Source organism: Bartonella sp. EBT8 (assembly GCF_055796165.1).
Window position 1 is genome coordinate 1 of sequence record NZ_JBTTDJ010000012.1, and the last position, 22655, is coordinate 22655.

Sequence of the window (22655 nt, forward strand, 5' to 3'; positions counted from 1 at the left end):
GTTAACCAGTGCCGGTGTTAACCAGTGCCGGTGTTAACCAGTGCCGGTGTTAACCAGTGCTTGAGATCTGGAAAAAACTTGTGAAGGAAAACGCAAAAGAAGGGATTGAAAAGTTTTATTAAGACTGGTAAACGAATCCTTAATGCATAAAGCTGTCAAATACTTGTGAATGGGCGTTGGCTGTTTTGTTTCATTGGGTGCAAAGAGCCAAGGGGTGCGAAAAGTTAGGGTGTTCGTGCTGAATTGGGTTCATGGCATTTCGTGCTGTTCATTGGTATGTGCGTGTTTTCTTATACATGTTGAATATGGGGGGAAAATCCGTGAAAAAGCTCTAGGCAAGTGTCTCGTAAGAGTTGGTTTGTAAAAAAAATGAAAAAAAGCGGAGTAATGTCAGCATGACAAATGAAAATATACCACCACAAGACAAATCACAAGCACAACGCGAATATGCCAAAACGCAAAAGGGCGCCGCAGCATATGGTAAGGGATCTAAGCTCTTGTCCTTCAAAGGGGATATGGTGCTTTCGATGAAAGATTATAAAATAATCTTGTGCATCGCTCTCGTTTTGTTGATCTTAGGGGCCCTTCGAGCCGTGTATCTGCCTATGTTTTTCTTCGGATTATTTGTTGGAGGAATTTATACTGGGGGCGAGGGCTTTATGGATTTCATAATCTTCTTGCCGACTTTTCTATGGGCGTTGGCTGTCATCTTCTTACCGGTTGTTTTGATCCTCCATTTCATCATTGATCGACGTTTGAAAGCAATGTTTCAGCAATTGGAAAAATCATCTGAACAGCAAAATGAATCTGCTGTTGCACAAACACGATAGGGGGAAAAAATGATTCTTATTACACTATTGTTGGGTATTCTTGCCTTTTTTGGTCTTATCATCATTGCTGTTTTAAATAGTATGGTTCTGGTCGGAATTTATTACTTTTTTGTCAAACGTTTAAGATTGTATCTTAGAATGGATGAAGAACTCAACAAGAAGAGTTAAAAAGTCATAGAAACAAAGATATGCTCGTAGAGTATGCTGATAAAGCGTCTTCTTGTAAAAGGCATGGTGAAAAGACATAATGAGAAGAGAAGGGGGAGAGCTCAAAATTGAAAAAAGAGCTTTGCTCCTTGCCTTCAAAAAAATGCTCCTTTCGGAGAAGAATCTAAGGAAAAGGTCGAAAGCGTCTTTTTCGTCTTTCGTTTTTTTTCTCTGAGGGTTGTAACAAGGGGAGGCGTTTTCAGAAATGCCGTTCTGAAAAGCGGTCATTTTGAAAAGAGATAATAAAGGGCTCTTTTGCACGGTAATCTTGCGCTCCACACGAAAATTGTGCTGCGTAAAGTGTGGTTTATCATACAAAGAAAGGGACTGTTCTTTTTATAAAAAGGATTCGTTTGCTTTGATGTGGGGTGATTGCTCTTAGTGTTGATTTCTTGGGCTTTGTATTGACGATCCAATCGACTGGGTGAAATCAAACTTACTTATGGGTCTAATAAAACTTATGGATGAAATAAAATGATCCTCTGTCTGATAAAGGTGTGAGAGGGCACCCTCTAAAGAGTGCTTGCTTAATTAATACATTGATTTATGAAGAGAATTCATCGTTTGCACCTGGAATGACAGGTTCGAAGAGCGTAAGATTCTTCTCTTTTAAACCCTTTTAATTGAATCCATCAAAACAATCTTCTTGCTCCTTATAAAGGGGATTGTTGTGGGGGGGGTAACTCTGGGCGAAAAGGCGTTGAAATGCCTCTCATGAATCGTCTTGATGCAAGGGCTCTCGCACCATTAGAAGTTGGCAAACAGACCCTTGGAAGCGAGAAAATATCATGATGATGCCGGCTTGTTCCTTGATTAAGTGAGAGATAGAGAGGGGCAAAGGTTTCTTCCTCTCGTTTTACGTTCTCTTTTTAGCAGGATTTAACGCTTTTTAATGCAATACAATTGGAAAAGTAAAGCGCATGGGGGCATCATCCGTGTTGTGGGTGAATGCTGCTTAGAGTATGTTTTGTCAGTGTTTCTCTGATTTGCTGGTCTGCATCCTTCTTGCTTTGTGAGGGAAAAGGGATTCAGCATTGAGAAAAAACAATAAAAATAATCAAAGGCAATTCGATAACAAGATGGCTCGATTATAAGGAGAGAGTCATTTCTCTGTAGAGTGCTAAAAAGGGAAAAGAATAGGAGAGGGGGAAAGTTATCAATGCGTTTCTCTTTTAAGTGTTTTACTTTTCCTATTTGGGGTGTTAAAGGAACTCCTTACTTTGACTGTGTTCGTTTATGTCATGTGATTCTTTTTAAAATGTGTGGCATTGTTCCTCGTTTTGTTGAGAAACTGAAAAGCATGATATGAGAGAAAGTGCATGGTTGTAAGAAGAGTTTTTAGCAGAGGCTTCACTTTGGTGAGCGTCTAAAATCTTTAAGAAGGGGGGAATCTCAGCGTGATGATAGATAAACCACACCAGCAATCTTTACAAAATCGTGGGGGGACGGCTTCTGTCCCTCAGGGAACGTTTGAGAGAGCGCAGCTTTTTGCTTTCAAAAAGAAGATGGCTTTCTCGGCAGAAGATTATATCCTCATCTTTTGTTTGGCTGTGTTAGTCTTGTTGGCTACTGTTGCTACATACTACATCAATCCTCTGGATTATTTTCACGTGATCTCTAATGAACAGCTTCAAGACATGGTTCAGACACAAAAGCAAGGAACGTTTCTGGAAAATCTTAAAGAAATATTCCAAGGACAGTTATCGTCAGATGGAAAGCATACAGAAGAATTGTGGCGTGCTGCGGGATGGAATGGCGTTTGGGCTTTTCTCTGTTTCTTACCACAAGCAATCCTTGGCTGGATTCAAATAATTTTTCCTAGCCTTTTATTCTTATTCATCATTTTAAATCGGAACTTGAAAGAAATGGTTCGGCAATTGGAAAAATCACCAAAATAGCCAAGAAAACCAATTGCTTTATAGAAGACCATAGGGAGAAAAAGGTGGATTTTTTTGTAATATCAACCGCAATAGTGTTCATTGTGTCAATGGGTATCGTTTACCTCATAGCGGGTGTTTGTGCTGTTATGGCAATTCTTGCACTTTATTATTCTTTTGTGAAGCGTGCTATGCGTTTGAGAGCGTTTTCTAAGTTCTTTAAGAAACTACAAAACAGGGAAACACTGGGCTTCAATGGGCATGAAACAGACAAAAGAGTGCAGACTATACTCTGTGATATGCAAACTAATCCCCTTGCATTTAAAGAGTTTTTGGCTCTTTCAGGAAAAGATTATAAAAGAATATTCATTTCCTCTTTGATTGTCTTTCTTATAATGTCTGCGCCCATCATAATCTCAGCTGTGTGGGTTGGGGTGGTGGGATTGATGGGAATGGACGTCAGTCAAGTGATGAAACAGTTTTTTCAAAGTCATCCTGTAGGGTTTTTCGTTTATGGCTTTACAGCTGTATTAATGGCTTTGGTTTGGGCTTTGTTTGCCTTCTCTTTACCGGTGATTCTGATACTCTACGCTATGCTTAATCAGAAAGTGAAAAAAATAATGAAAAGATTAGAACAGTTTTCTTAAGGTGCTGCTAGACTGATTAAGTCTATAGAATACGAGAGGGAAAAAAGTGCTTTTGTTTATCGGATATTGGGGTCTTTTAGGGCTCATCATAATGGCCATTTTATTCTTTATGGTTATCATCGGGCTTCCTTATTTTGTTATTAAACGTGCGAGATTGTATTTCAGTCTACTGAGAGAGATGAAAAAGAAGATGCCGCTAAGTTTTCAGGAGAGAGGAAAAATGAGCCAAAATTCAGCCCTTAATACAGGGTTTGGCTCCTTTTCTTTTATAGAATCTCTAGATTTTGGTCGTAAAAAATATAAAATGCTGTTGTTTATCTCTATTCTCTTTGGAATTTTACAGAGTCTACCCCCTTTCTTGAGCATGATTGGGGAGAGCAGTGATGCGAAGGCTTTTATAACCTTTCTTCCAAATTTTATAGCAGGGTGTCTGATGTTCTTCACACTCATTCTTGGGGTTCTCTGTCTAAGATCTCATGGCAAATTGAGAGAAGTCAATCAACAATTGGAAGAAGCAATTAAACAACGCGATAAAGCTCTCTATATAAAGGGTACGATAGGGGTAAACGATGACCAGTAGTTTTATAGCATTAATGACGTTACGTTTTTTGACTTCGACAATCGCCGGTGTTCTAACTATTATGCCAGCTTTGGTGCTTTTTTCCCTGTTGATCAAGAACGCAAAATTGTCTTGTAAAGCCAAACAGGAGCTCAAGCGCGTGCTGCAAGAACGCGATAGTGTGGTTGCAGAGATCTCAAGAAAAACAAGAGCAAGATAAACAAGATAAAAGAGTCTTCCATGTTTGATAAAGAACAGCTTTCTCTTTCTTGGCAAGATTATAAAAGAATATTTTATATCGCTGCAATCATGACGACGGCTCCGATAGCCATTGTTGTAGGATTTTTGAGTGCGTGGGGCTATGATTCCTTTTCCTTCACAATTTTACAGCCGCTTGCATGGATTCTTGGCTGTGCTGTTTTATGCTCTCCGATTATTTGGGTGCTCCAGCTTATAGTGACGCGTCAATTGCAAAAAATGATTCAGCAGTTAGAAGCAGAGAGCCAGCAGTCAGAAAAATAGGCGCTCTCGTCATCTTGCCCAAGCGGAGACCTGCCAAGTGGGGGACTGTAAGTAGTGGCAAGGGAAGCTTTTAAAATCAAACCTAAAGCGAGACTTGTTTCGTCGTTCTTCATGGCTGTTTTTTCGAGCCATCATTTTTGATTTGGTCGCTCGGGGGCGTTGTTGCGCTCTATGCTTCTTTTTTAAGAGGGAAGATCTATGGGGCAAAATCATTGGCGCAATGACTCCCTGTGATGGGAACCCCGTGAAGCATTTTCTTGCAGGATGCTTTATTGTCTTTTACGATTTTCGCTGTGCTTAGCGATGTTGAGATCCTAGAATTATTTTACCATAAAAGCTTTTTGAGAGGTCATCAACTACTTGATTTTAGTGGGAGTCTCTGTGATGAGAGTATCTTCAATGTCAATATTGTTTGTAGAGTCCTACCGATCTAGTCCTACCGATCTAGTCCTACGGGTATCGTCCTACCGGTGTAGTCCCTTACCAGTATCAATATTGGCTCTGCAAAGGTACCAAAAGCCATCTTGAATGTGTTTTGTGAGGGAAGAAGAGAGGAAAGGACAAAGCAAGTCTGTTACGCTTTGCTTGAAATGAGAAGCAGTCCGAGTGTTTATACAGAGTTGGTTTGCTCTCAGAACTGAGAAAGCCCTGCAATTCGTGTCAATAAAGAGTATATCGTTGAAAGTGAAAAGAACTGACAGTGAAAAGAACAATAAAAAAACAGGAATTTCATGGGGGTGATGAAGGAGCGCTCTTTGGTTTGAAAAACGCAAAAAATCTTGTTTTAATCTTTTCATGACGAAAAATGGGCAATTAAATTTATGGTTAGAAAGGGGGCGGATGCAATTACGTCTTGAGAAAAATAAATAACCCTTCTATAGAGAATAACTCTTTTATAAGAGATGAAAAGAAATTAGAAATTTGAGAATAAAAGATAGAGCGGGGGAAAATGAAGCAAAAAAATTTAGAACTTAAAAAAGAGCCACGCTTTTTTTTCTTCGAGCAAGCGCGTCTCTCAATGAGAGAGTATAAAGTTATCTTCTGCTTTACTGCTATCTCTGTGATGTTTATCGTGCTGCTCTGGTTAGGGTTGGACTTGACAAAGTGGCAAAATACGACTCTTGCTCTTGCTGGGCTTATTTGGGCCATTATAGCGGGATGTGTTGTTAGTCTGATACCAATTATGGTGGTGCTTCGTATTATATTGGGCGTTCTTTTGAAAAAAAATATCAAAAAACTGAAAGAAGCAATTCGGCAACGCGAAAAAATGAGTCAGGAGCAGTAGGGGAAATGGAAAATAATCTTGCAGCGATCATGTCCGTGATACGGCTCGTGGTTGACTTTGTATTTTTCATTAACATGTTCATTTTTGCACTTTATTACTCTGTCTTTAAGCGGGCAAGATTGTATTACCAGGTCAGAAAAGAACTGAAAAAAGTGCTTCATGATATAATGTTTGTGCCGCCCATAGGTGAGGGGAATAATTCAGCAGATGCGTGAAGAAGAAGTCCGCGAAGAGCTTTGTGAATATGATGATATTCTGGCTATGGAAGGTGCGATAGCGCTTTTAAAGAATTTGTGATTGGTGAATGAAATTGAGAAAATGAGAAAAAAGTGATCCTCTGGCACGCATGCATTGATCCGGTCGTGAAGTGTTGTATCTGTGTCATGATGAGAGAATGAAGAATTCTAAGGACGAGAAAAGAGAGGATTGTCGTGATGAGAAAGGGAAAGATAGCTCCAATTTGATTGTGGTTTGTGCGTTATGAGCGGTCTTCTTCTCATGATTTATGACACGCTTGATCCGAACAATTCTAAGATTTTGTCGGGATTTTAATGGGATTTTGTGGTGAAGGAATTGGAAACTTTTCAAGAAAGGTGCGTAGAGGGTGCTTGAAACCGGTGCTTGATGAAGCAAAAAGGGGTGGTGAGAAATTGCTTTTCATGCATTGCTGCGTTACTCATGGGCACCCCTCCCTTGGAAAAGGAGCCTTCTTTTAGGAAATTTCCTTTTTGGAACAAAGGCAAAATCAAGAGAGCCTCTTATGCTTAGTGGTATTTTGGGGGGCTTGCTTTACTTGGTGAGGTGGAGATTTGTGCTCTTACAGACAAAGCTTTGTGCAAAGAGAGCAATTTGGGGAAATTGACTTTGGAACTTGACTTGGAAAATCCGTTTGGGGAAAATCCGTTGGAGACAATCATCTTGGCTTTGAGAAAAAGAATAGAGAAATGCATCTTGAACGTGCTGTAATGGGAAAAGAGAGGGAAAAGACAAAGCAACTCAGTGATGCGTTGCTGGAACAGGTTGAAAATTGTTCCTGAAAGTGAAGTGCACTCAGACTTGCAGAGCGAGAGACTTAAGAGTTGTGCAATCAATAAAGGGGCGTTTACAATAAAAAGAGGGCTTGGCATAAAAAAGTTGTTGAGGAGAAAAACAACAATGAAGAGCACAAGGTTTTATTGTGTATGATGAGAAAATATCTATGAAGTGGATAACAAAGATACTCAGCACGATTGTCTCTTTTTGGGTGCTGATTGCGAAAGCAAAACGTTGAACAATGGGGCTGAGGGGTAACTTCCGCAATAAGGGATGGGGAATTATAATTTATGGAGGGTAAAAAGTGGAGGCTTAAAAAAACAGCTTAAAGCAGTCCAGTGTGGAGAAAAATAACAGCTCTTTTTTAGGCGATCAAGAAGAGGATAAAAACTTTAAGAACAATGAAAGGGTAACAAGTAGGGGAAAACATGAAGAAGAAAAATTCAGCATCTTATAAAAAATTGTCTTCTTTTTCATATAAAAAATTATCGGTTTTTTCTTTTAGAAATTATAAAATAATCTTACGCAGCTTTGTCATCATGTCCTGCGCATTTTCCATCATAATGGCTTTAGAGGTCCAAGCTTGTGCAAAGACTGCCATACAGATATTGCAGGGATGGAGTGGTGTGGGGCATGCTATTTTTCTTCTTCCGGTTTTAATTTGGCTCTGTCTTCTCACATCTTTTTCTATCCTTTGGGGAATTCACAGCATACGAGAGCGGAAATTGAACAAAACAAAACAGCAAGGAGAACAGGCAACGGAGCAAGATGAATCGGTTCAAGGATAAGGGCTATGGGATTAGCAACTCTGCTGCTTACAACACCGTTTACTTTGTGCCTGTTTCTTAATACCGTGGTCTTTGGCATCTTTGTTAATATGGTCATCGTGCTGCCTTATTATGCTTTTTTCAAGCGTTTGAGAGTGTATTGCCGCGTGAAAAAACAAAGGAATGGGGGGAAAGAGTCTCTCCAGTGCTTTTGTCATCTTGAAAGACGTGAAAAAAAGTCAGGGTGCCAAAATTCAATTCTCGAGACAGAGCAAAGGTCCCTTATATTCAAAAAATGGCTGGCGTGTTCTTGGAAAGATACGCTCATTATATCCTCCATTTCTCTTATCATTATAGTTTTTAAGGCGGGGCTTTATAGCGCTTTTTGGTGGGAACTGAATCGTCCTGTCAACAGTAAGGGGTTAGAAGTTTTTAGCTTGCTTTTTTCGCTGTTGTTTTTGATCTCGGCATGTGTTTTGCTAATGGTTCCTGTTATTTTAGTGCTTCGTGCCCTCTTAACATCTGAGTTGAAAAAAAAGATCCTGCAGTTGGAGGAATTAACCCGACAACAAGAGAAAATTCTTTAGCAAGAGAAAGGCTAGGAGGGAAAAAAATGACTCATCTCATGGGGAGGACTATGGTGGAATTAAACTTTCTCTTGCCTTTTGTGGCGATAATCCTTGATGTTTTTTTAACGATAGCCGTGATTGCGCTGTATTATTCTTTTCTCAAGCGTTTGAGGTTGTATTCTAAGGTGACTGGGTTATTAGACAGAGCGGTGAAAAAGCATAGAGAGTGCTTGGAATGTCAATAAAATGGACATGTCCTTAAAAATTGTGCTCTTGTAAAAAGTGTTTTATGGTAAAAAAACGAAGTCAAAAGTGAAAGGGGAATTGCGTTATGGTCAAAAAGAACAGAGGGGAAAGGGCAGGGGAAATGAAGCAGAAAAATCCAACATTTTATCATATACTGCGCTCTTTTTTCGAGGACTTCCCTTTTTCTCCGAGAGAAAATATCGTCATTTGTCTCCTCTCACTCATTATTGTGCTGGGGAGTAGAATCCTCTTTATGCCATCCTTGGCACAAGAGAAATTTATAATGGAGGGGGGATTTACAGCGTGGGAGGAGACTATGCTTCTTTCTCTCCTGATGTACTGGAAAGTTTTTGCCATCTGTGTTCTCGCTTCGATACCGATTATGATCATACTTTGCCTCATCTTATGGGGTGTGTCGAAAAGAAATATGCGGAAATTAAAAGGTGTCAATCAGCAATGGGAGAAAATACCCTGGCTTCAAAACAACGGGTGTAAAAAAAGTAACAGGGAGGATCACTACGAGATTGTTAGCATACTCTTTGCTATCGTGCTTGGATTTGTGACCGTGTATATTTCTCTTTTTACCCTGCTCCTTTTAGAACTTTCTTATGGTGTTTTTAAGCAGGCGAGACTGTATAGCCGCGTGAAAGGAGAACTGAAAGGAGCGTTGCAAGAACAGAAGACAACTTTTGTAAAGTCATGAGAGGGAGAGAGATATGCATGAGCAAAATGGCGGAGAAGAAGGATAAGAAGAGCTTTATGAGGTTGTTGATGATGACGAAGTTGTGACCATGGAAAGGGGGACAGCGCTTTTAAAGAGCTTGGAATGTCCGCAATCAATGTTTCATGGTAAAAAACGGGGTAAAAAAGCGGTAGGGGGAATTGCGTTATGGTCAAAAAGAGCCGAGGGGAAAAGCAGGGGAAATGAAGCAGAAAAATGCAGAATTTTACGACAAAAGGCGCTTTTTTATCGAGAAAGTTCTTCTTTCTCCGAGAGAAATTATCGTCATTTGTTCCCTCTCACTTATCATTGAGCTGTGGAATAGGATTCTCTTTATGCCATCCTTCGCAAAATGGAAATTTACAGTATGGGCGGAGACTACACTTTTTTCTCTCTTAGTGTATTGGCAAGTTTTTGCCGTCTGTGTTCTTGCTTTGATCCCGATTATGATCATACTTTACGTCATCTTATTGGTTTTGTTGGAAAAAAATGTAGGAAAATTAAAAGGAGTCAATCCGCAATGGGAGAAAATACCTTGGCACCAAAATAACCGGTATAAAAAGAGCAATAAGGGGCATAGGTACGAGACTGTTATCGCATTTTTTTCTCTCGTGCTTGTCTGTGCGGTAACGTATATTTCGCCTTTTAGCATGGCTATTTTATATTTTTATTATGGTGTCTTTAAGCAGGCGAGACTGTATAGCCGCGTGAGAGGAGAACTGAAAAAAGTGTTGCAAGAGTAGAATACAATCTTTGTTAAGTCATGAGGGAAAGAGATATGGATGAGCAAAATGGCGGAGAAGAAGGACAAGAAGAGCTTTATGAAGTTGTTGATGATGACGAAGTTCTGACCATGGAAAGTGCGACAGCGCTTTTAAAGAGCTTGGGGTGGTCGGTGGAAATCGAGGGACGAGGGGATCATTTGGCTACCCTCTTCTTGCCCGATCGCGAAGTGCAGTTTCTCTATAATGACGAACATGATGAAAATGACGAACATGACGAAATGAGCAAAGATTGCCCAAATTTTGATCGTGGGCTTTTAGTTATGACCGGTATTTTTGCCGCAGCTTGCCAGACCATTAATCCTGATAATTCTCAAATTTTGCCAGTGGTGCATTTGAGTTTTGTGGCTAGAGGACTAGAAATTTTCGAAGAAAGAGTGACGGGGAAGCGTTTAAAGCAGGAGCTTGATAAAACTTTACAATGGGTGATGGATGATACACGTCTTCAGGAAATGTTTCACTCTCGCTATAGTGCGCCGCCTTGGGAAAACAACACTATAATTTGGTCAACTGATGAATACGTGGATCAGTTAGCTGTTAAAACCAATGGGGCACCTTATGCTCTGGCGCATCTTGCAGCTCTTGCGCTGCTTGGTGATGGGAAGACTTTACGCTCTTATCAAAAACGCTTGGCAGCAGGCAATCGGCTTGGCTTTGAGGCTGAGAGCGAATCGGCAAATCTTGACGAAAGCCATCTTGAACGGGCTATGGTGATAGCACAAGAGGTGGCTAAAACAGAGCAGCTTAGTTACGCTGTTCTTGAACGGGCGGCAGATAAACTGTTCTTGAACGCTCATGAGTATCGGGATTTTAGATTTAGAGACCCAAATTTGTGCAATATAAAACGAGATTTTCAGAGAAAATGCGCCGAACGCAAAAGACAGGAATTAAGGGAACAAGGATTCATTGTGTATGATGAGGAAGCGATCTTTAAAGTTGAAGAGAAGAAGTACGGTTTCGATATCGTTTATATCAAGGATGGTGAACTAGAATTTCTCGATGTCAGCATTGATTAGTTGAGATGCTTCATGAGTGAGGAAAAAAGGCACTTCCTACAATCAAAAATTTTAAGGAAAATAAGAAAACAACACCATGCTTTAAAAAGTGCATTGAAAATTCCTTGAAAAATTTTGCTGGGAAAGAGTTGTAGCAAAGTGATTGCTCTATGGCTTTAAAGAAAAACTCATCCTTCCCTCGTGGAGGAAAAGATGATTGCTGTACAAAGAAAAGCTGTTGGGGCAGGTTTTCATTCTCTCTGTTTCCTTTTTGTTGAGAAGAGAAAACAAAGCAATCTTTTCATTGAGAGAAAGAAGTAAAGTAAAAATAAGGCCCCATCTTTATTGGGGCCTCTTCATTTTTATCTATGACGCTCTATGGGGGGCTTTAGAAAAGACTCCCTATTTTCTTGTAAAAAAGTATTTGTACGCAAACCATGATAGCAGAACGCAAAAAGTCAGTGAGCGCATAGAGTAAATTTTTTCCTGTATGATATAAATCATCTATTCCCCTCTCTTTTTTACAACAGTTACTTTTGTTTTTTAGTATATCCGATGTATCAAATGAGCCACTTGTTGGTTCGAGAAGCTGTAAATCATTTTTATCAACTTCATCAACAGTATAAGGAGAAACAATTGGTGCTTCTTCTTTATTAACTATACGATCAGAGTCTTGGAGTGCAAGAGCTAAGCCACTGGTGATTGCACTTGCTATGAAAAAATATCTTATATTCATAGTTTTTCTCCTATATTTATTTATAGAAATAAATATCAAAATGGATTATATATAAATTTTAGTTAAATACCTATAGTAAAAATGCAACAAACATGAAAAAGAAAGAAGTTTGTCTAGAAATTGACAAAATTAACCCTTAATTGCCTTAATGAATTCTTTCAGAATCTGTTTTATGGATGCATAAAGGTTGTTTTTAAGAGTCTTTACAGAGACTCATACAAAATGGGTGACAAAAAGAGCTGCTGAAAAAACGTCTTTTTGTGCCTATAGCCAAGGTGCTTATAAGCGCTGAGCATCCATAAGCGCTGCAAACACCCCGTAAGGGGTTGGGGTATATTCTATGAGGGGTAGGATACACTCTATGAGGGGCGGGATGCACTTTATGAGGGTCGGTGCATCCCGTAAGATTTGGGGTGCATCTTATGAGGGTTGGATGCACCCTATGAGGGGCGGGATGCACTTTATGAGGGTTGGTGCATCCCGTAAATTGGGGTGCATCTTATGAGGGTTAGATGCACCCCATAGGGATTAGATTTTCTTATCTTATATCGAGTGATTGGCGCAGTTTCTATAGAAACTTTATTCTGTATCCTCAATATTTGCGATGATTATCCTCAATATTGTGATGATTTTATGATAAATTGAGTAAGGTGCTCTCAGAGGAAAAAGCTGAAAAATCTCAAAGAATACGGGTCCTTTGCTGCTCTTATTAGGGCGTTTCTTGATCTTTTTTTTCATACAAGATTTAAGATTTATAAGCGATGTGCTTATAAAATTCTTGCATTAAAATAATAAACATAATGAGATATTAGACAGAAAAAAAAGAGAGCCATATTTGTTCTTTTTCTTTAAGCAATGCAGTAAAATATATTTTTATTCAAACACACATCCTATCAATAGTCTCTGTTATAGATATCGTTCTGTCGTTATAGAAAATACTTTTATTTTAAAATGAAATTTTGAAGAAAAAATAAGTTTGAAAATCTGCTTAGGGGTGAGAGCAGAGGGAAGGCTATAGACTCGATTGATGAGAACATGATCAGATAACAGATGAGAAAATTTGGGTAGAAAAGTCTGAAAAAATTGCAAATTTTTTTTAAAATGGAAAGCCTTCAGTAAGGTTAATTGTTGGTAAAGGAATTTGCGAGAGGATGAAGGATGGGGGGAGTGTGATTGCCAGTGAAGAGGTGTGCGATGGAGGGACTGTTTGGTGCGTGTGATTCCAGCCAAGGGGTACGATGGAGGGGCTGTTTGGTGCGTGTGATTTCCAGCCAAGGTGCGCGATGGAAGGGTGTCGATGGTGCTTGCTGTTGTTTTGATTCGTTTTGCGGGCTTGCGTCCTCTCTCTGATGTTTCGTTCTTTTACAATCTCACTGAGTTTTATTGGCTCACTGGGGTTTATTGGTTGTATGGAGGGATGTCTTCATTTGTTGTTGTGTTCTTTGTGGTGGAAGATGATACAGAGCTCTTTTGGTTTGCGTAGCCCCAATGAAATGCGAGTAAGTCTAAACAGTCTCGTAAATGATCCGCAAGGGAGTTTTGTTTGCGTTTTGAGTCGCTTAATTCTTTGATTGCTTGATCGTAACCAACAACCTTTTCTACAAGTGAATAGCCAAGAACACCAAGCAGAACTTTGACCTTTTGTAAATGCGTGGAGGCTTCTATCTGACGTTCAATAGGGTGTGTGTAACCTTGGCTGTTTGCAACCTTTTCACGTGTATAGTCAGGGCTCATGTGAAGATCTGCTTGAGTTTGACGCCAATAAAGATAAAATCGTTCTGCTGCCCTATATTGCGCTTTGCTCAGATGCCCTTTCGCATATAAAAGGGCAATCGGACGGCTTTTTGCATTGGCAATGGCTTTGATCGTGCGCGGATTGCTGGAGCTTTCTCGATGAGCCGGTTGAAAATAAGGATTGCTTGTTTCAACAGCAATTTCTTGTGTCTTTAGGTGGCCAATGTGCGGTTGCTCTTCGCCGTGGTTGGAGGAAGCAAAAGGGTGTGTGTTGTTTTTGTGGTCCTCTTGGTTGATTCTTTTCTCTTGATGGTTCATGTCATCTCCTCCAAAATCATCATTTTATTTTCTGTTCAAAAAAATCGGCTGTCAGTAGTTGTGGGCGCATGAGGGGGATAAGCTTTGGTTATTGTCTCCTTGGGGAATCCTTGGGAAAGTATTGGGTGTTAGGAAATTGAGGGGCTCTGTTTTGTTTGGATGTTGGCACTGATAGCTCGGTGTTTGAGGGGAATTTTTATGCACGCTTGCTTTTAAGCAGAAGGCGTTCTCAAAGGGGATGGTGTTTTGCCGCATTGTTGGCGGTGTCTTTCGTTTGTGCCTGTAAAGGAGCGGGGGGATCGCTGTTGTGTGGGGATTGTTCTTGCCGGTGCTGGTGGTGTTCGCATGGTTGGAGTTGTCCTTGTTTTTATTTCTGAGAGAGCAAAGCAGAGGTGTGTTTGCTAGCTCTGGTATTCAAATGAGAGGATGTTTCTCTTTATGATGGTGCTTTTCTTTTGTTCTCTTATGAAAAGTGATGTGTGTTGAGGGGCTATGGGCGTGGTTCTTGAAATGGAAGTGTTTTGCTGCATGATTGGAGCTATCCTTGGTTTATCAAGGGGAAGGCATAGAGGGGCGGGCGCATAAGGAGGCAAAGGGTGCGGGGGTACATGGGGTGTTGTTCCTTGAAGGGATTGGCGCTTTATTGCATTGTCGGCGGTGTCTTTCGTTTGTGCGTATAAAGGAGCGGGAATATCGCTGTTGTGTGGGGATTGTTCTTGTCGGTATTGGTGGTGTTTGCATTGTGGGAGTTGTCCTCGGTTTTATTTCTGAGGGAGGAAAGTAGAGAGGGGGATCGTTTGCTTTGGTGCTCAAATGAGTGAATGTTTTTCTGCATGATGGTGCTTTTCTTTTGTTCTCTTATGAAGGCGTGAGGGGTATTGAGGGGCTATGGGCGTGGTTCTTGAAATGGAAGTGTTTTGCTGCATGGTTGGAGTTGTCCTTGGTTTATCAAGGGGAAGGCATATAGAGGACGGGTGCATAAGGAAGCAGAAGATGCGGGGCATATGGTGTGTTGTTTTTGAATTGGTTGGCGTTTTACTGTATTGTTGGTGTTGTTGTTGATAAGGAGTGAGCTATGGCCATTACGTGGGGTGTATTTTTGGAGCGGTTGGCGTTTTGTGGCATTGTCTTTGGTGTCATCTGTGGTGCCTATGCTTTACTTTATAGAGTATCGAGGAGGTTTGGGGTTACGCGGGAATTGTTCTGGGTGTGTGCGGGGGCTAGCTTCATTCTTCCCCCTGTTGACGATTTTATTTGTAGGCAAACAGAGCGAATTGGTTTGGACTGGCTTTGGTTCTCGAATAAGTGGGTGTTTTCCTGCATGATGGGTCTTTTTCTTGGGGGTGCTTATGGGGGCGTGAGGTGGATCGTGTTATATTGGCTTGGTTCTCGAAGGTTGTGATGTTTTGCTGCATTGTTGGCAGTGTTCTTGTTTATAAAGGAGCGGTTTTTTTTGCTTATGACGCAGTGGGGTGAGCGTTGCGTGAAACGTGATTTTAAAAGCGTTGGTGTTTTGCTGTCTTGTGGGGGGCATTGTTGTTGCTTCTGAAGGAGTAGAGGGGTGTTTGATGGCTTTGGTTTTTGAGTGAAGGTGTTTCTCTTTATGATGGCACTTTTCTTTCGTTTTTCTGATGAAAGCATGAGGTGTATTGGGGTTATCGGGGCTCGGTTCTTGAAGGTTGTGATGTTTTGAGGCCGTGTTGGGGGTGTCTTTATTTTTCTTCATGGGGGAAGAAAGAGGCTTGGGGGGCGTGGGAAAGGTTCTGGAAGGTTGTGGGGTTGGCTTCATTCTTAGTGCTGTTAGCAATTTTATTGATGGGAAGCAGAGCGGATCGGTGTGGACTGGCTTTGATTTTTGAGTGTGTGGGTGTTTTTGCTTCATGATGGGCATTGCTCTTGGTGTTATCTCTATCGTTGTTCAAGGGGAGTCAAGCGTTGTGGTGTGATGTGGGGGGTGCATTGTTGGAACTATCCTTGATTTTGCTTCTGTGGGAATGAGGTGCCTTCGTGTCATGGGGGATTGGTTCTTGAAATGAGCAGCGTTTTGAGGCATTGTGCCTAGTGTTGTTTATAAAGGAGCGGGCGTATGGCTGCTATGCGGGGCGTGTTTTTAACGGCAGTGAAGTTTTGTTGTCTTGTCGGTTTTTTTCTTGGTTGGGTTTATGTAACTACGGGGATGCCCGTTGTGACGTGGGAGGTCTTTCTGCAAGGGCTGGTGTTTTGCGGTGTTGTGAGTGCTGTCTTTGTTTTTATCGGGGTGGGGGCAAAGAGCACGACTGTTAAATGGTTGGTGTTTTTGAAGGCGTTGGTGTTTTGCTGCATTTTTGTGGTTGCTCTTGTTTTTGCTTATGAGAAATTAAAGTATTCTGAGGCGATGCGGGATATTTCCTTAATAGTGGCGGGGATCATTGCATTGTTGGAGCTGTTCGTGATTGTGCTTTCAAGGGTGCACAGTGAATGGGCGGCGCGTTGTGTGTGGCTTTTGAAGCTTTTGGTGTTTGCCGGCATTGTTGGAGTGGTCGCGAGTTTGGCGCGTATGGGAGCGAGGAATATGGGGGTTGACTGGTTTGTGATCTCGGATGATGGGGTATATTCCTGCATAGGTGTGTTGATTGTTCTGTTTGCTTATGAGGGTGTGAGGTGTGTGAGAGTTGTATGGGCTTGGTTATTGGAGAGGGGGGGCGTTGGCTTTGCGTTCAAGATAACGCCTTGGCGTGAGGGGCTGTTCATGGGAGCAGCGATAGCGGTAGGTTTTGGGATCAAACCAAAGACCAATTTTGCCTTCAAAATCACCTGAACGTTGTTTGGCGATATTCATAATCACACCAGGGCGTTTGGCTAATTCTGCTTTTTCTTCTTCACCTGACGCGGCAAAAATTTTGTCTTCTAAGGATCGATTGCGCCAAATGGTGATGATGTTAAAGGCATTGGCACCAATTTCTGAGGCCCCTTTAATATCTTCCGTGCCGGGGATCTCTTTATCCAGCCCTCCTTTGCGGGCATGGGCGACAAGGTGAATGTGAACGGCGTTTAAAACAGCCCAATCAACCATCTTATAAACCGCTTGTTCTTGTCCCGCATAGTCATCTGAACAGATACCAAGCCGCATGAGACTGTCGATGATAAATTGATCGCAACCATAGCGCGCACGGCAATAGTCAAAAACATCTAGCAGTGTGTCAACGCTTGATTTACCAACATGCTCGTAGAGAATCAGCCCGTCGTCTAAAAAATGAAGAATCCGTTCAATCATTTCTCTGGTCGGTTGTTCTAAGCCTCCTGTTTGTTTTGTTAAACGGCGTAGCGATTGTTCTCCTTTCATTTCTAGGGAGGCTAAGCAAAGACGACTCTTTTGCGAAATCCAATGGGGAATACAGTCTGATAATAGTTGACTCTTGCCGGCACCACTTGCACCACTCCATAGCGTTAATTCCGCTGGACGGAAATATAATTTCCCATTGAGTTTCGGATAGGGAGCCGTATAGCCTTCATGCTGTTCAGGCGTTGGCCAAAACAGCCCTATCACTTGATCCTTATAGTCTGAGGCGCGGCGTAAACCTTTTGGCGCAAAGCTTTTTGCTGATAAAAAGGCTGCTTTTATGGTGGCTGCATCAATACCAGAAGTTAAACAGTCATTGGCATCCTTACGGGGTAAGCAAACGCGATAGCAACGGTGGCGACCAAGTCGGTTGGCAATTTCATGGGCTGCTTCTTCACCCGGTTTGTCCATATCGGTGGCTAAAAAAATGGTCTCAAAAGGTTCTAAATTGTCAAATTCATTTTCAATCCAGTTGTGTTTTCCACCAACGCCTCCTCCAAACGGGACAGAAACTGCCGGATATCCATAGGCTGCTAAGGAAAGTGCATCAATTTCTCCTTCAGTGATAACAAGAGTTCGATTGGTCGAAGCAAATGTTTGATTTATGGGAGTGGTGTGCGTGGCTGTGGGGGTGGTGTGCGTGGATGCGGGGGTGGTGTGCGTGGCTGTGGGGGTGGTGTGCGTGGCTGCGGGGGTGGTGTGCGTGGCTGTGGGGGTGGTGTGCGTGGATGCGGGGGTGGTGTGCGTGGCTGCGGGGGTGGTGTGCGTGGCTGTGGGGGTGGTGTGCGTGGATGCGGGGGCGGTGTGCGTGGCTGTGGGGGTGGTGTGTATGGATGCGGGGGCTTGTGCTGGGGAGCAAAGAGCTTGCCAGCCAAAGAGAATCGGTTCACACTGTGCTGTTGTTGGTTTCGGTTTTGCACCTGCTTGTGCGAGCCGTTCTTTCACCATGGCAAGGGTGCCATCCGGCTTATAAAAGGGAAAAATGATTTTTTCCCCCTCTTCTCCTATGCGGTAACGCTTTAAAATCTCTAGGGGAATATGGCGCTCTTGATTGAGATAGGTTTTTACTAAATTTTGCGGTGTTCCACCTGTGGGAACTGGTGGGCGACGATAGGAACGATGGGGTGCCATAAAGGGTTTTGGACGCGTCAGATTGAGAGTGGCACGCGCTTCTTCTAGTGCTTGAGAAAGACTTATCCCTTTGACTTCACACCAAAGATCTAAAAGGTCACCGCCTCTGCCTTCCGCAAAATCATACCAAAGACCCGCTTTATTGCCGCTTAAGCACACCGATAAGCTTTTGCCCGTTTCGCCGCGCGTGCTTCCTACAAGCCAATCATTGCCACGTCTGTGCCCTTGTGGAAGAAGCATTTGGGCGATTGTTTCTGCTTGGGCGATAAGTTTTTGTTTGATCTCAAAAATGGTGCTCATGTTGACCTGTGGGGTTGTTGATCGCTTGCGTGAAGGGGGCTGTTGTCATTGCCGTGTTGGTGCCCTTGTGGAAGAAGCATTTCAGCGATTGTCCCAGTTGGTGGGTTCAGTTTTTGTTTGATTGTGAAAATGGTGCTCATGTTGACCTGTGGGGTTGTTGATCACTTGTGTGAAGGGCGTCATTGCCATTGTTGTGCGTGTTGGTGCTAATCTTGCCGTGTCTGCTCTTGTTGCACTTGCCATTGCTGTGTTGGTGCCCTTGTGGGAGAAGCCTTTGGGCGATTGTTCCGGATGGTGGGTTCCGTTTTTACTTGATTGCGAAAAGGGTGCTCGTGTTGACTCGTGGGGTTGTTGATCGCTTGTGTGAAGGGGGTTATAGTCATTGCCGTGTCTGCTTTTGTTGCACTTGCCATGGCTGTGTTGGTGCCTTTGTGGGAGAAGCATTTCAGCGATTGTCCCAGTTGGTGGGTTCAGTTTTTGTTTGATTGTGAAAATGGTGCTCATGTTGACCCATGGGGTTGTTGATCACTTGTGTGAAGGGCGTCATTGCCATTGTTGTGCGTGTTGGTGCTAATCTTGCCGTGTCTGCTCTTGTTGCACTTGCCATTGCTGTGTTGGTGCCCTTGTGGGAGAAGCCTTTGGGCGATTGTTCCGGATGGTGGGTTCCGTTTTTACTTGATTGCGAAAAGGGTGCTCGTGTTGACTCGTGGGGTTGTTGATCGCTTGTGTGAAGGGGGTTATAGTCATTGCCGTGTCTGCTTTTGTTGCACTTGCCATGGCTGTGTTGGTGCCTTTGTGGGAGAAGCATTTCAGCGATTGTCCCAGTTGGTGGGTTCAGTTTTTGTTTGATTGTGAAAATGGTGCTCATGTTGACCCATGGGGTTGTTGATCACTTGTGTGAAGGGCGTCATTGCCATTGTTGTGCGTGTTGGTGCTAATCTTGCCGTGTCTGCTCTTGTTGCACTTGCCATTGCTGTGTTGGTGCCCTTGTGGGAGAAGCCTTTGGGCGATTGTTCCGGATGGTGGGTTCCGTTTTTACTTGATTGCGAAAAGGGTGCTCGTGTTGACTCGTGGGGTTGTTGATCGCTTGTGTGAAGGGGGTTATAGTCATTGCCGTGTCTGCTTTTGTTGCACTTGCCATGGCTGTGTTGGTGCCTTTGTGGGAGAAGCATTTCAGCGATTGTCCCAGTTGGTGGGTTCAGTTTTTGTTTGATTGTGAAAATGGTGCTCATGTTGACCCATGGGGTTGTTGATCACTTGTGTGAAGGGCGTCATTGCCATTGTTGTGCGTGTTGGTGCTAATCTTGCCGTGTCTGCTCTTGTTGCACTTGCCATTGCTGTGTTGGTGCCCTTGTGGGAGAAGCCTTTGGGCGATTGTTCCGGATGGTGGGTTCCGTTTTTACTTGATTGCGAAAAGGGTGCTGGTGTTAACGCGTGTGGTAGTTGATGAGACTGCGGTAAAGAGCATCATTGTCGTTGTAAGGCTGCTTGCTGGAATGTTGGCTAAAAATGGCAAGCCTTTCTTGATGTTCTTTTATGCGTTCAATTTCTCGGCGATACCAATTGCGCCATGTGGCTTGCCAATCGACTTTAAGCGCTTCCTTGCCGCTTTTGGCTTGCCAATAATCGCGAAATTTCTTTTCTTGCCAACGCGCTTGATCTTCACTTAAACCTTCTGAAATCGCTGCGTTAATGTCTGCTTGCCAATCGGTTGGAAGACGGTGGCCCTTCGCTATCGTTCCTTTGGCTGTCCTGCCTTCGCAACTTGTCGGACTGCTTTGCTCCTGCCTGCTCTCGCCCGAGGCGCTTTTTGTGAGAGAGACTACAGGAGTTGAGGAGGGGGAGCTTTTTGTGTTTGTATCACAAGTAACAGAATTTTCTACGGCTCCATCAGAGAGGAGAAAATTTTTTTTGCCTTCTCTCACGTTGAGAGAGTTCTTTGCCGTTTCATGAGAGAATTGTTGGGAAGGGGTGAGAAATTGTTCGCTGGATGGGTGAGGGGGCGCTTTATCAAGTGAGGGGGATGAACAGGGATGCTGTTCCTCATTTGATTCTTCCTCTAATGCTTTTGTGTTCAGTAAAAGAAATTTCTTTTCTGAAACACCGTTAGGTGTTTCCTTTTCTTCTCCCTTTTGAGCTTCTGAGTTTCGTTCAGCATCTCTTGGACTCCCGTTGAGCAGTTGTTGAATCTCTGCATTGATTTTCTTGCGTTTTCTTGCTGAACAGTGCCCCGCAAAGGACTTCTGTTCAAGCAATTTTGCCCGCTCTTGAAAGATGCTTTCACAACGCTTATTCCATAAACCATTGGCTAAATTTAAAATCTTGCCCTCTTGAATGAGCATTTCTAAAACATTTACAAAAGTTCGCTTGTCACAACCACAAAGACGCGCTAAACGTGTTTCCGATAACTCTAGAGGACGGCCACGTGCATACATTTCATTGAGAAGAATCGTATAGATTCCAATCTCGTGGGCGCGCATTCCCCGTACCCCTCCTAGAAAATCATTCTGATACCAACAAACATAAGGAAGCGTAGACGATTCATAGTGAGGAGTTTCTTGGTGATTGGTTTGTTTCATGGTTTAATCCTCTTCCTTCTGTTTTTCTATTTTGGTGGTACAAAACCGAAAACAGCATTTTATGTGTTTTGGAGCGTTCGATGAAAATTGTACGCTTGAGAAATAGGTGCTTCGGTTTTGTGCAGTTTGTTTTGTGAAATGATGACTCTTTTTAGGTGTTTCTTTATGAAGTCTAACAGTCGTTTGCCATGTTTAGATGTATGCAACCTTACCGTTTAAAATACGGAGAGGGCATCGATAAAGAGGAACAATAGTTTTAAACGCAAGAGGCTTTCTGAAGTCTTGTAGGGCTTTGGGAGATGCCTTTTTGCATTTTTTGGAGTGATGAAATGTGCTCTTGATTTGAAAAATGAATGTTTATTCCCCCTTAATAAAGTAAATTTATCTTCTTAATTCTATCCTTTTTGGAGGATATTTCAAGCCCGTTTTACAAAAAGGACGTGTTTTTTTTAAAAGACGCGCTATATGGTGAAACTATGAATATCGATGGTTGGCGACAAAGATTACGTGGCACTCTTGAAAAAAGTGGACGGTCAAAAAGATCTGTCTCCCTCGCCGCTGGTAAAGGTGCAGGGTATCTTCATTCTATTCTCTCTGAGGGAAAAGAGCCAACAATCGAGTCCCTCTCGCGCATTTGCAACGAAATTAATATCAGTATGAATTATATTCTCTATGGTCAGGGGGCAAGCCCTGAAGATAAAGAATTTATCGAACTCATCTCAAAGATTTCTCCTGAAGAGAGGAAGGCAATCTTGACTCTTTTGCGGCGACCAACTGCCGAAGTAACAGAATAAGTTCTTTCTGTGTTTTTGAATCAAGAGTGCGCCAGTATTCTATCAATTTTAAATCACTCATTTTAGCTCTCCTGTCTGTTTGTGGTTGCATTGAGTAAGAACAAATAGAGAACAGTGGAAGGGAGTCAGGTGAACAAAAGAGCACAGAATTTTGCCCATAGCCGGTGGTTGCGCGTCATAAAGACTAAAAATATATCTTTTATTAAGGATAAAATAATTGACTTGTCCCCCATAGAGGATATAAGGGTAACGCTATATTTTGTCTTGTCAAGACAAAGCTGTGCTTTATCAACTATCGAAAGGGGGGAAATTATGAAAAATATTCCATTCGTTAAAGAGGATGAAATTATTGTCATTCTTTGTGAGGAGGAAAAGGGCGAGGCTTATGAAGGACCGCTCGAACAAATCGAAGAAGTGCTCGAAATCATTGAAGAATATGAAACGGTTCAAAGAATCTTGCGTCTCGATCTCATGACGCTGCATGCAGAGGATGTTAGTGAACAACTCGCTGATGCCTATGTCGCAAATTATGAAATTGACGAAGAACAAAATACCCAACTTCAACCTTTCATCCTGAATAGTGAGGCTTATCATATCTGGTTAGAGGAAAAAGTCGCCCGCGATTATGAAGATAATCGCTATGGGTCTTACGAAAAACAACATCGTTTGCGGCCGTGTGATGTCTTGAAGGATTACTGGTGGTAA

At 42.4% G+C, this 22655-nt stretch carries 32 protein-coding genes; 27 read left to right on the forward strand and 5 right to left on the reverse strand.

The genetic code is table 11. The annotated features are described in order from the left end of the window. The first annotated feature begins 395 nt into the window (after positions 1–395). From AC0QT4_RS07085 to AC0QT4_RS07145, 13 genes are all read left to right on the forward strand, one after another. Entirely contained in the window at positions 396–830 is a 435-nt protein-coding gene (locus tag AC0QT4_RS07085) for a hypothetical protein (RefSeq protein ID WP_473201017.1), read from the forward strand. Positions 831–839: 9 nt separating this feature from the next. After that, entirely contained in the window at positions 840–998 is a 159-nt protein-coding gene (locus AC0QT4_RS07090; protein ID WP_473201018.1) for a hypothetical protein, read from the forward strand. 1439 nt (positions 999–2437) lie between these two features. Continuing rightward, positions 2438–2935, forward strand: coding sequence for a hypothetical protein (locus tag AC0QT4_RS07095; RefSeq protein ID WP_473201063.1), 498 nt, complete (start codon positions 2438–2440; stop codon positions 2933–2935). Between the two features lie 89 nt (positions 2936–3024). Continuing rightward, on the forward strand, positions 3025–3561 hold the full coding sequence (locus tag AC0QT4_RS07100; protein ID WP_473201064.1) for a hypothetical protein: 537 nt from the start codon (positions 3025–3027) through the stop codon (positions 3559–3561). 220 nt (positions 3562–3781) lie between these two features. Beyond that, entirely contained in the window at positions 3782–4141 is a 360-nt protein-coding gene (locus tag AC0QT4_RS07105) for a hypothetical protein (protein ID WP_473201019.1), read from the forward strand. After that, positions 4131–4340, forward strand: a complete 210-nt coding sequence (locus AC0QT4_RS07110) for a hypothetical protein (protein WP_473201020.1) — start codon at positions 4131–4133, stop codon at positions 4338–4340. The genes AC0QT4_RS07105 and AC0QT4_RS07110 overlap by 11 nt, the downstream gene beginning before the upstream one ends. A 20-nt stretch (positions 4341–4360) precedes the next feature. Beyond that, positions 4361–4642 (forward strand): hypothetical protein, encoded by a 282-nt coding sequence (locus AC0QT4_RS07115; RefSeq protein WP_473201021.1) that lies wholly within the window; start codon positions 4361–4363, stop codon positions 4640–4642. A gap of 949 nt (positions 4643–5591) precedes the next feature. Continuing rightward, positions 5592–5927 carry a hypothetical protein gene (locus tag AC0QT4_RS07120; RefSeq protein ID WP_473201022.1) on the forward strand — a complete coding sequence of 112 codons (336 nt, stop codon included), beginning with the start codon at positions 5592–5594 and terminating at the stop codon, positions 5925–5927. Positions 5928–7498: 1571 nt separating this feature from the next. Next, the gene (locus AC0QT4_RS07125; protein ID WP_473201023.1) at positions 7499–7747 is read left to right on the forward strand and encodes a hypothetical protein; all 249 of its coding nucleotides are present in this window, start codon (positions 7499–7501) and stop codon (positions 7745–7747) included. Positions 7748–7752: 5 nt separating this feature from the next. Then, positions 7753–8313, forward strand: a complete 561-nt coding sequence (locus AC0QT4_RS07130; protein ID WP_473201024.1) for a hypothetical protein — start codon at positions 7753–7755, stop codon at positions 8311–8313. A gap of 313 nt (positions 8314–8626) precedes the next feature. After that, the gene (locus AC0QT4_RS07135) at positions 8627–9244 is read left to right on the forward strand and encodes a hypothetical protein (RefSeq protein ID WP_473201025.1); all 618 of its coding nucleotides are present in this window, start codon (positions 8627–8629) and stop codon (positions 9242–9244) included. Positions 9245–9465: 221 nt separating this feature from the next. Continuing rightward, complete coding sequence (locus AC0QT4_RS07140; RefSeq protein ID WP_473201026.1) at positions 9466–10005, forward strand: hypothetical protein; 540 nt, start codon at positions 9466–9468, stop codon at positions 10003–10005. Positions 10006–10040: 35 nt separating this feature from the next. Further along, positions 10041–11060 (forward strand): DUF6990 domain-containing protein, encoded by a 1020-nt coding sequence (locus tag AC0QT4_RS07145; protein ID WP_473201027.1) that lies wholly within the window; start codon positions 10041–10043, stop codon positions 11058–11060. Positions 11061–11427: 367 nt separating this feature from the next. Here AC0QT4_RS07145 and AC0QT4_RS07150 read toward each other — a convergent pair whose 3' ends face one another. Then, entirely contained in the window at positions 11428–11775 is a 348-nt protein-coding gene (locus AC0QT4_RS07150; protein ID WP_473201028.1) for a hypothetical protein, read from the reverse strand. A gap of 1173 nt (positions 11776–12948) precedes the next feature. Here AC0QT4_RS07150 and AC0QT4_RS07155 point away from each other — a divergent pair. Next, positions 12949–13125 carry a hypothetical protein gene (locus AC0QT4_RS07155; protein ID WP_473201029.1) on the forward strand — a complete coding sequence of 59 codons (177 nt, stop codon included), beginning with the start codon at positions 12949–12951 and terminating at the stop codon, positions 13123–13125. 48 nt (positions 13126–13173) lie between these two features. Here AC0QT4_RS07155 and AC0QT4_RS07160 read toward each other — a convergent pair whose 3' ends face one another. Next, the gene (locus tag AC0QT4_RS07160; protein WP_473201030.1) at positions 13174–13827 is read right to left on the reverse strand and encodes a hypothetical protein; all 654 of its coding nucleotides are present in this window, start codon (positions 13825–13827) and stop codon (positions 13174–13176) included. 246 nt (positions 13828–14073) lie between these two features. On the opposite strand from AC0QT4_RS07160, the gene AC0QT4_RS07165 reads away from it, so the two are divergent. The 3 genes from AC0QT4_RS07165 (at position 14074) to AC0QT4_RS07175 (ending at position 15229) form a co-directional block, all read left to right on the forward strand. After that, on the forward strand, positions 14074–14232 hold the full coding sequence (locus AC0QT4_RS07165) for a hypothetical protein (protein ID WP_473201031.1): 159 nt from the start codon (positions 14074–14076) through the stop codon (positions 14230–14232). Between the two features lie 139 nt (positions 14233–14371). Beyond that, the gene (locus tag AC0QT4_RS07170) at positions 14372–14611 is read left to right on the forward strand and encodes a hypothetical protein (protein ID WP_473201032.1); all 240 of its coding nucleotides are present in this window, start codon (positions 14372–14374) and stop codon (positions 14609–14611) included. A gap of 291 nt (positions 14612–14902) precedes the next feature. Beyond that, positions 14903–15229, forward strand: coding sequence for a hypothetical protein (locus AC0QT4_RS07175; RefSeq protein WP_473201033.1), 327 nt, complete (start codon positions 14903–14905; stop codon positions 15227–15229). On the opposite strand, the gene AC0QT4_RS07180 is transcribed toward AC0QT4_RS07175, so the two are convergent. Next, entirely contained in the window at positions 15200–15709 is a 510-nt protein-coding gene (locus tag AC0QT4_RS07180; RefSeq protein WP_473201034.1) for a hypothetical protein, read from the reverse strand. The two genes, AC0QT4_RS07175 and AC0QT4_RS07180, sit on opposite strands and share 30 nt — an antisense overlap. Before the next feature lie 783 nt (positions 15710–16492). Beyond that, positions 16493–18577 (reverse strand): bifunctional DNA primase/helicase, encoded by a 2085-nt coding sequence (locus tag AC0QT4_RS07185; RefSeq protein ID WP_473201035.1) that lies wholly within the window; start codon positions 18575–18577, stop codon positions 16493–16495. Between the two features lie 8 nt (positions 18578–18585). Between AC0QT4_RS07185 and AC0QT4_RS07190 the strand changes: the two genes are divergently transcribed. From AC0QT4_RS07190 to AC0QT4_RS07225, 8 genes are read left to right on the forward strand one after another with little or no spacing between them, the layout of a single operon-like run. After that, a complete protein-coding gene (locus tag AC0QT4_RS07190; protein ID WP_473201036.1) occupies positions 18586–18738 on the forward strand; it encodes a hypothetical protein in 153 nt (50 codons plus the stop codon). After that, positions 18726–18932: a hypothetical protein gene (locus tag AC0QT4_RS07195; protein ID WP_473201037.1), complete on the forward strand. Its 207-nt coding sequence runs from the start codon at positions 18726–18728 to the stop codon at positions 18930–18932. Before AC0QT4_RS07190 ends, AC0QT4_RS07195 begins: the two co-directional genes overlap by 13 nt. Further along, positions 18920–19102: a hypothetical protein gene (locus tag AC0QT4_RS07200; protein ID WP_473201038.1), complete on the forward strand. Its 183-nt coding sequence runs from the start codon at positions 18920–18922 to the stop codon at positions 19100–19102. The genes AC0QT4_RS07195 and AC0QT4_RS07200 overlap by 13 nt, the downstream gene beginning before the upstream one ends. Next, positions 19090–19296 (forward strand): hypothetical protein, encoded by a 207-nt coding sequence (locus tag AC0QT4_RS07205; RefSeq protein WP_473201037.1) that lies wholly within the window; start codon positions 19090–19092, stop codon positions 19294–19296. The genes AC0QT4_RS07200 and AC0QT4_RS07205 overlap by 13 nt, the downstream gene beginning before the upstream one ends. Continuing rightward, on the forward strand, positions 19284–19466 hold the full coding sequence (locus AC0QT4_RS07210) for a hypothetical protein (RefSeq protein ID WP_473201038.1): 183 nt from the start codon (positions 19284–19286) through the stop codon (positions 19464–19466). The genes AC0QT4_RS07205 and AC0QT4_RS07210 overlap by 13 nt, the downstream gene beginning before the upstream one ends. Then, a complete protein-coding gene (locus tag AC0QT4_RS07215; protein WP_473201037.1) occupies positions 19454–19660 on the forward strand; it encodes a hypothetical protein in 207 nt (68 codons plus the stop codon). The genes AC0QT4_RS07210 and AC0QT4_RS07215 overlap by 13 nt, the downstream gene beginning before the upstream one ends. Continuing rightward, on the forward strand, positions 19648–19830 hold the full coding sequence (locus AC0QT4_RS07220; RefSeq protein WP_473201038.1) for a hypothetical protein: 183 nt from the start codon (positions 19648–19650) through the stop codon (positions 19828–19830). Before AC0QT4_RS07215 ends, AC0QT4_RS07220 begins: the two co-directional genes overlap by 13 nt. Then, the gene (locus AC0QT4_RS07225; protein WP_473201039.1) at positions 19818–20024 is read left to right on the forward strand and encodes a hypothetical protein; all 207 of its coding nucleotides are present in this window, start codon (positions 19818–19820) and stop codon (positions 20022–20024) included. Before AC0QT4_RS07220 ends, AC0QT4_RS07225 begins: the two co-directional genes overlap by 13 nt. On the opposite strand, the gene AC0QT4_RS07230 is transcribed toward AC0QT4_RS07225, so the two are convergent. Next, positions 20005–21156 (reverse strand): YdaU family protein, encoded by a 1152-nt coding sequence (locus AC0QT4_RS07230; RefSeq protein ID WP_473201040.1) that lies wholly within the window; start codon positions 21154–21156, stop codon positions 20005–20007. The two genes, AC0QT4_RS07225 and AC0QT4_RS07230, sit on opposite strands and share 20 nt — an antisense overlap. 476 nt (positions 21157–21632) lie before the next feature. Here AC0QT4_RS07230 and AC0QT4_RS07235 point away from each other — a divergent pair, with 476 nt between their 5' ends. Next, positions 21633–21950 carry an XRE family transcriptional regulator gene (locus AC0QT4_RS07235; RefSeq protein ID WP_473201041.1) on the forward strand — a complete coding sequence of 106 codons (318 nt, stop codon included), beginning with the start codon at positions 21633–21635 and terminating at the stop codon, positions 21948–21950. Positions 21951–22262: 312 nt separating this feature from the next. Then, positions 22263–22655 carry a hypothetical protein gene (locus AC0QT4_RS07240; protein WP_473201042.1) on the forward strand — a complete coding sequence of 131 codons (393 nt, stop codon included), beginning with the start codon at positions 22263–22265 and terminating at the stop codon, positions 22653–22655.

What these genes read in the sequence shown, in the direction of transcription:
- AC0QT4_RS07225 (WP_473201039.1), top strand. Translation starts at nt 19,818, where the DNA reads ATGGGGTTGTTGATCACTTGTGTGAAGGGCGTCATTGCCATTGTTGTG.
- AC0QT4_RS07085 (WP_473201017.1), top strand. Translation starts at nt 396, where the DNA reads ATGACAAATGAAAATATACCACCACAAGACAAATCACAAGCACAACGC.
- AC0QT4_RS07125 (WP_473201023.1), top strand. Translation starts at nt 7,499, where the DNA reads ATGTCCTGCGCATTTTCCATCATAATGGCTTTAGAGGTCCAAGCTTGT.
- AC0QT4_RS07160 (WP_473201030.1), bottom strand. Translation starts at nt 13,827, where the DNA reads ATGAACCATCAAGAGAAAAGAATCAACCAAGAGGACCACAAAAACAAC.
- AC0QT4_RS07135 (WP_473201025.1), top strand. Translation starts at nt 8,627, where the DNA reads ATGGTCAAAAAGAACAGAGGGGAAAGGGCAGGGGAAATGAAGCAGAAA.
- AC0QT4_RS07110 (WP_473201020.1), top strand. Translation starts at nt 4,131, where the DNA reads ATGACCAGTAGTTTTATAGCATTAATGACGTTACGTTTTTTGACTTCG.
- AC0QT4_RS07095 (WP_473201063.1), top strand. Translation starts at nt 2,438, where the DNA reads ATGATAGATAAACCACACCAGCAATCTTTACAAAATCGTGGGGGGACG.
- AC0QT4_RS07205 (WP_473201037.1), top strand. Translation starts at nt 19,090, where the DNA reads ATGGGGTTGTTGATCACTTGTGTGAAGGGCGTCATTGCCATTGTTGTG.
- AC0QT4_RS07215 (WP_473201037.1), top strand. Translation starts at nt 19,454, where the DNA reads ATGGGGTTGTTGATCACTTGTGTGAAGGGCGTCATTGCCATTGTTGTG.
- AC0QT4_RS07240 (WP_473201042.1), top strand. Translation starts at nt 22,263, where the DNA reads ATGAAAAATATTCCATTCGTTAAAGAGGATGAAATTATTGTCATTCTT.
- AC0QT4_RS07105 (WP_473201019.1), top strand. Translation starts at nt 3,782, where the DNA reads ATGAGCCAAAATTCAGCCCTTAATACAGGGTTTGGCTCCTTTTCTTTT.
- AC0QT4_RS07145 (WP_473201027.1), top strand. Translation starts at nt 10,041, where the DNA reads ATGGATGAGCAAAATGGCGGAGAAGAAGGACAAGAAGAGCTTTATGAA.
- AC0QT4_RS07230 (WP_473201040.1), bottom strand. Translation starts at nt 21,156, where the DNA reads ATGAAACAAACCAATCACCAAGAAACTCCTCACTATGAATCGTCTACG.
- AC0QT4_RS07130 (WP_473201024.1), top strand. Translation starts at nt 7,753, where the DNA reads ATGGGATTAGCAACTCTGCTGCTTACAACACCGTTTACTTTGTGCCTG.
- AC0QT4_RS07235 (WP_473201041.1), top strand. Translation starts at nt 21,633, where the DNA reads ATGAATATCGATGGTTGGCGACAAAGATTACGTGGCACTCTTGAAAAA.
- AC0QT4_RS07180 (WP_473201034.1), bottom strand. Translation starts at nt 15,709, where the DNA reads ATGAAGCAAAAACACCCACACACTCAAAAATCAAAGCCAGTCCACACC.
- AC0QT4_RS07185 (WP_473201035.1), bottom strand. Translation starts at nt 18,577, where the DNA reads ATGAGCACCATTTTTGAGATCAAACAAAAACTTATCGCCCAAGCAGAA.
- AC0QT4_RS07100 (WP_473201064.1), top strand. Translation starts at nt 3,025, where the DNA reads ATGGGTATCGTTTACCTCATAGCGGGTGTTTGTGCTGTTATGGCAATT.
- AC0QT4_RS07175 (WP_473201033.1), top strand. Translation starts at nt 14,903, where the DNA reads ATGGCCATTACGTGGGGTGTATTTTTGGAGCGGTTGGCGTTTTGTGGC.
- AC0QT4_RS07150 (WP_473201028.1), bottom strand. Translation starts at nt 11,775, where the DNA reads ATGAATATAAGATATTTTTTCATAGCAAGTGCAATCACCAGTGGCTTA.
- AC0QT4_RS07140 (WP_473201026.1), top strand. Translation starts at nt 9,466, where the DNA reads ATGAAGCAGAAAAATGCAGAATTTTACGACAAAAGGCGCTTTTTTATC.
- AC0QT4_RS07115 (WP_473201021.1), top strand. Translation starts at nt 4,361, where the DNA reads ATGTTTGATAAAGAACAGCTTTCTCTTTCTTGGCAAGATTATAAAAGA.
- AC0QT4_RS07120 (WP_473201022.1), top strand. Translation starts at nt 5,592, where the DNA reads ATGAAGCAAAAAAATTTAGAACTTAAAAAAGAGCCACGCTTTTTTTTC.
- AC0QT4_RS07090 (WP_473201018.1), top strand. Translation starts at nt 840, where the DNA reads ATGATTCTTATTACACTATTGTTGGGTATTCTTGCCTTTTTTGGTCTT.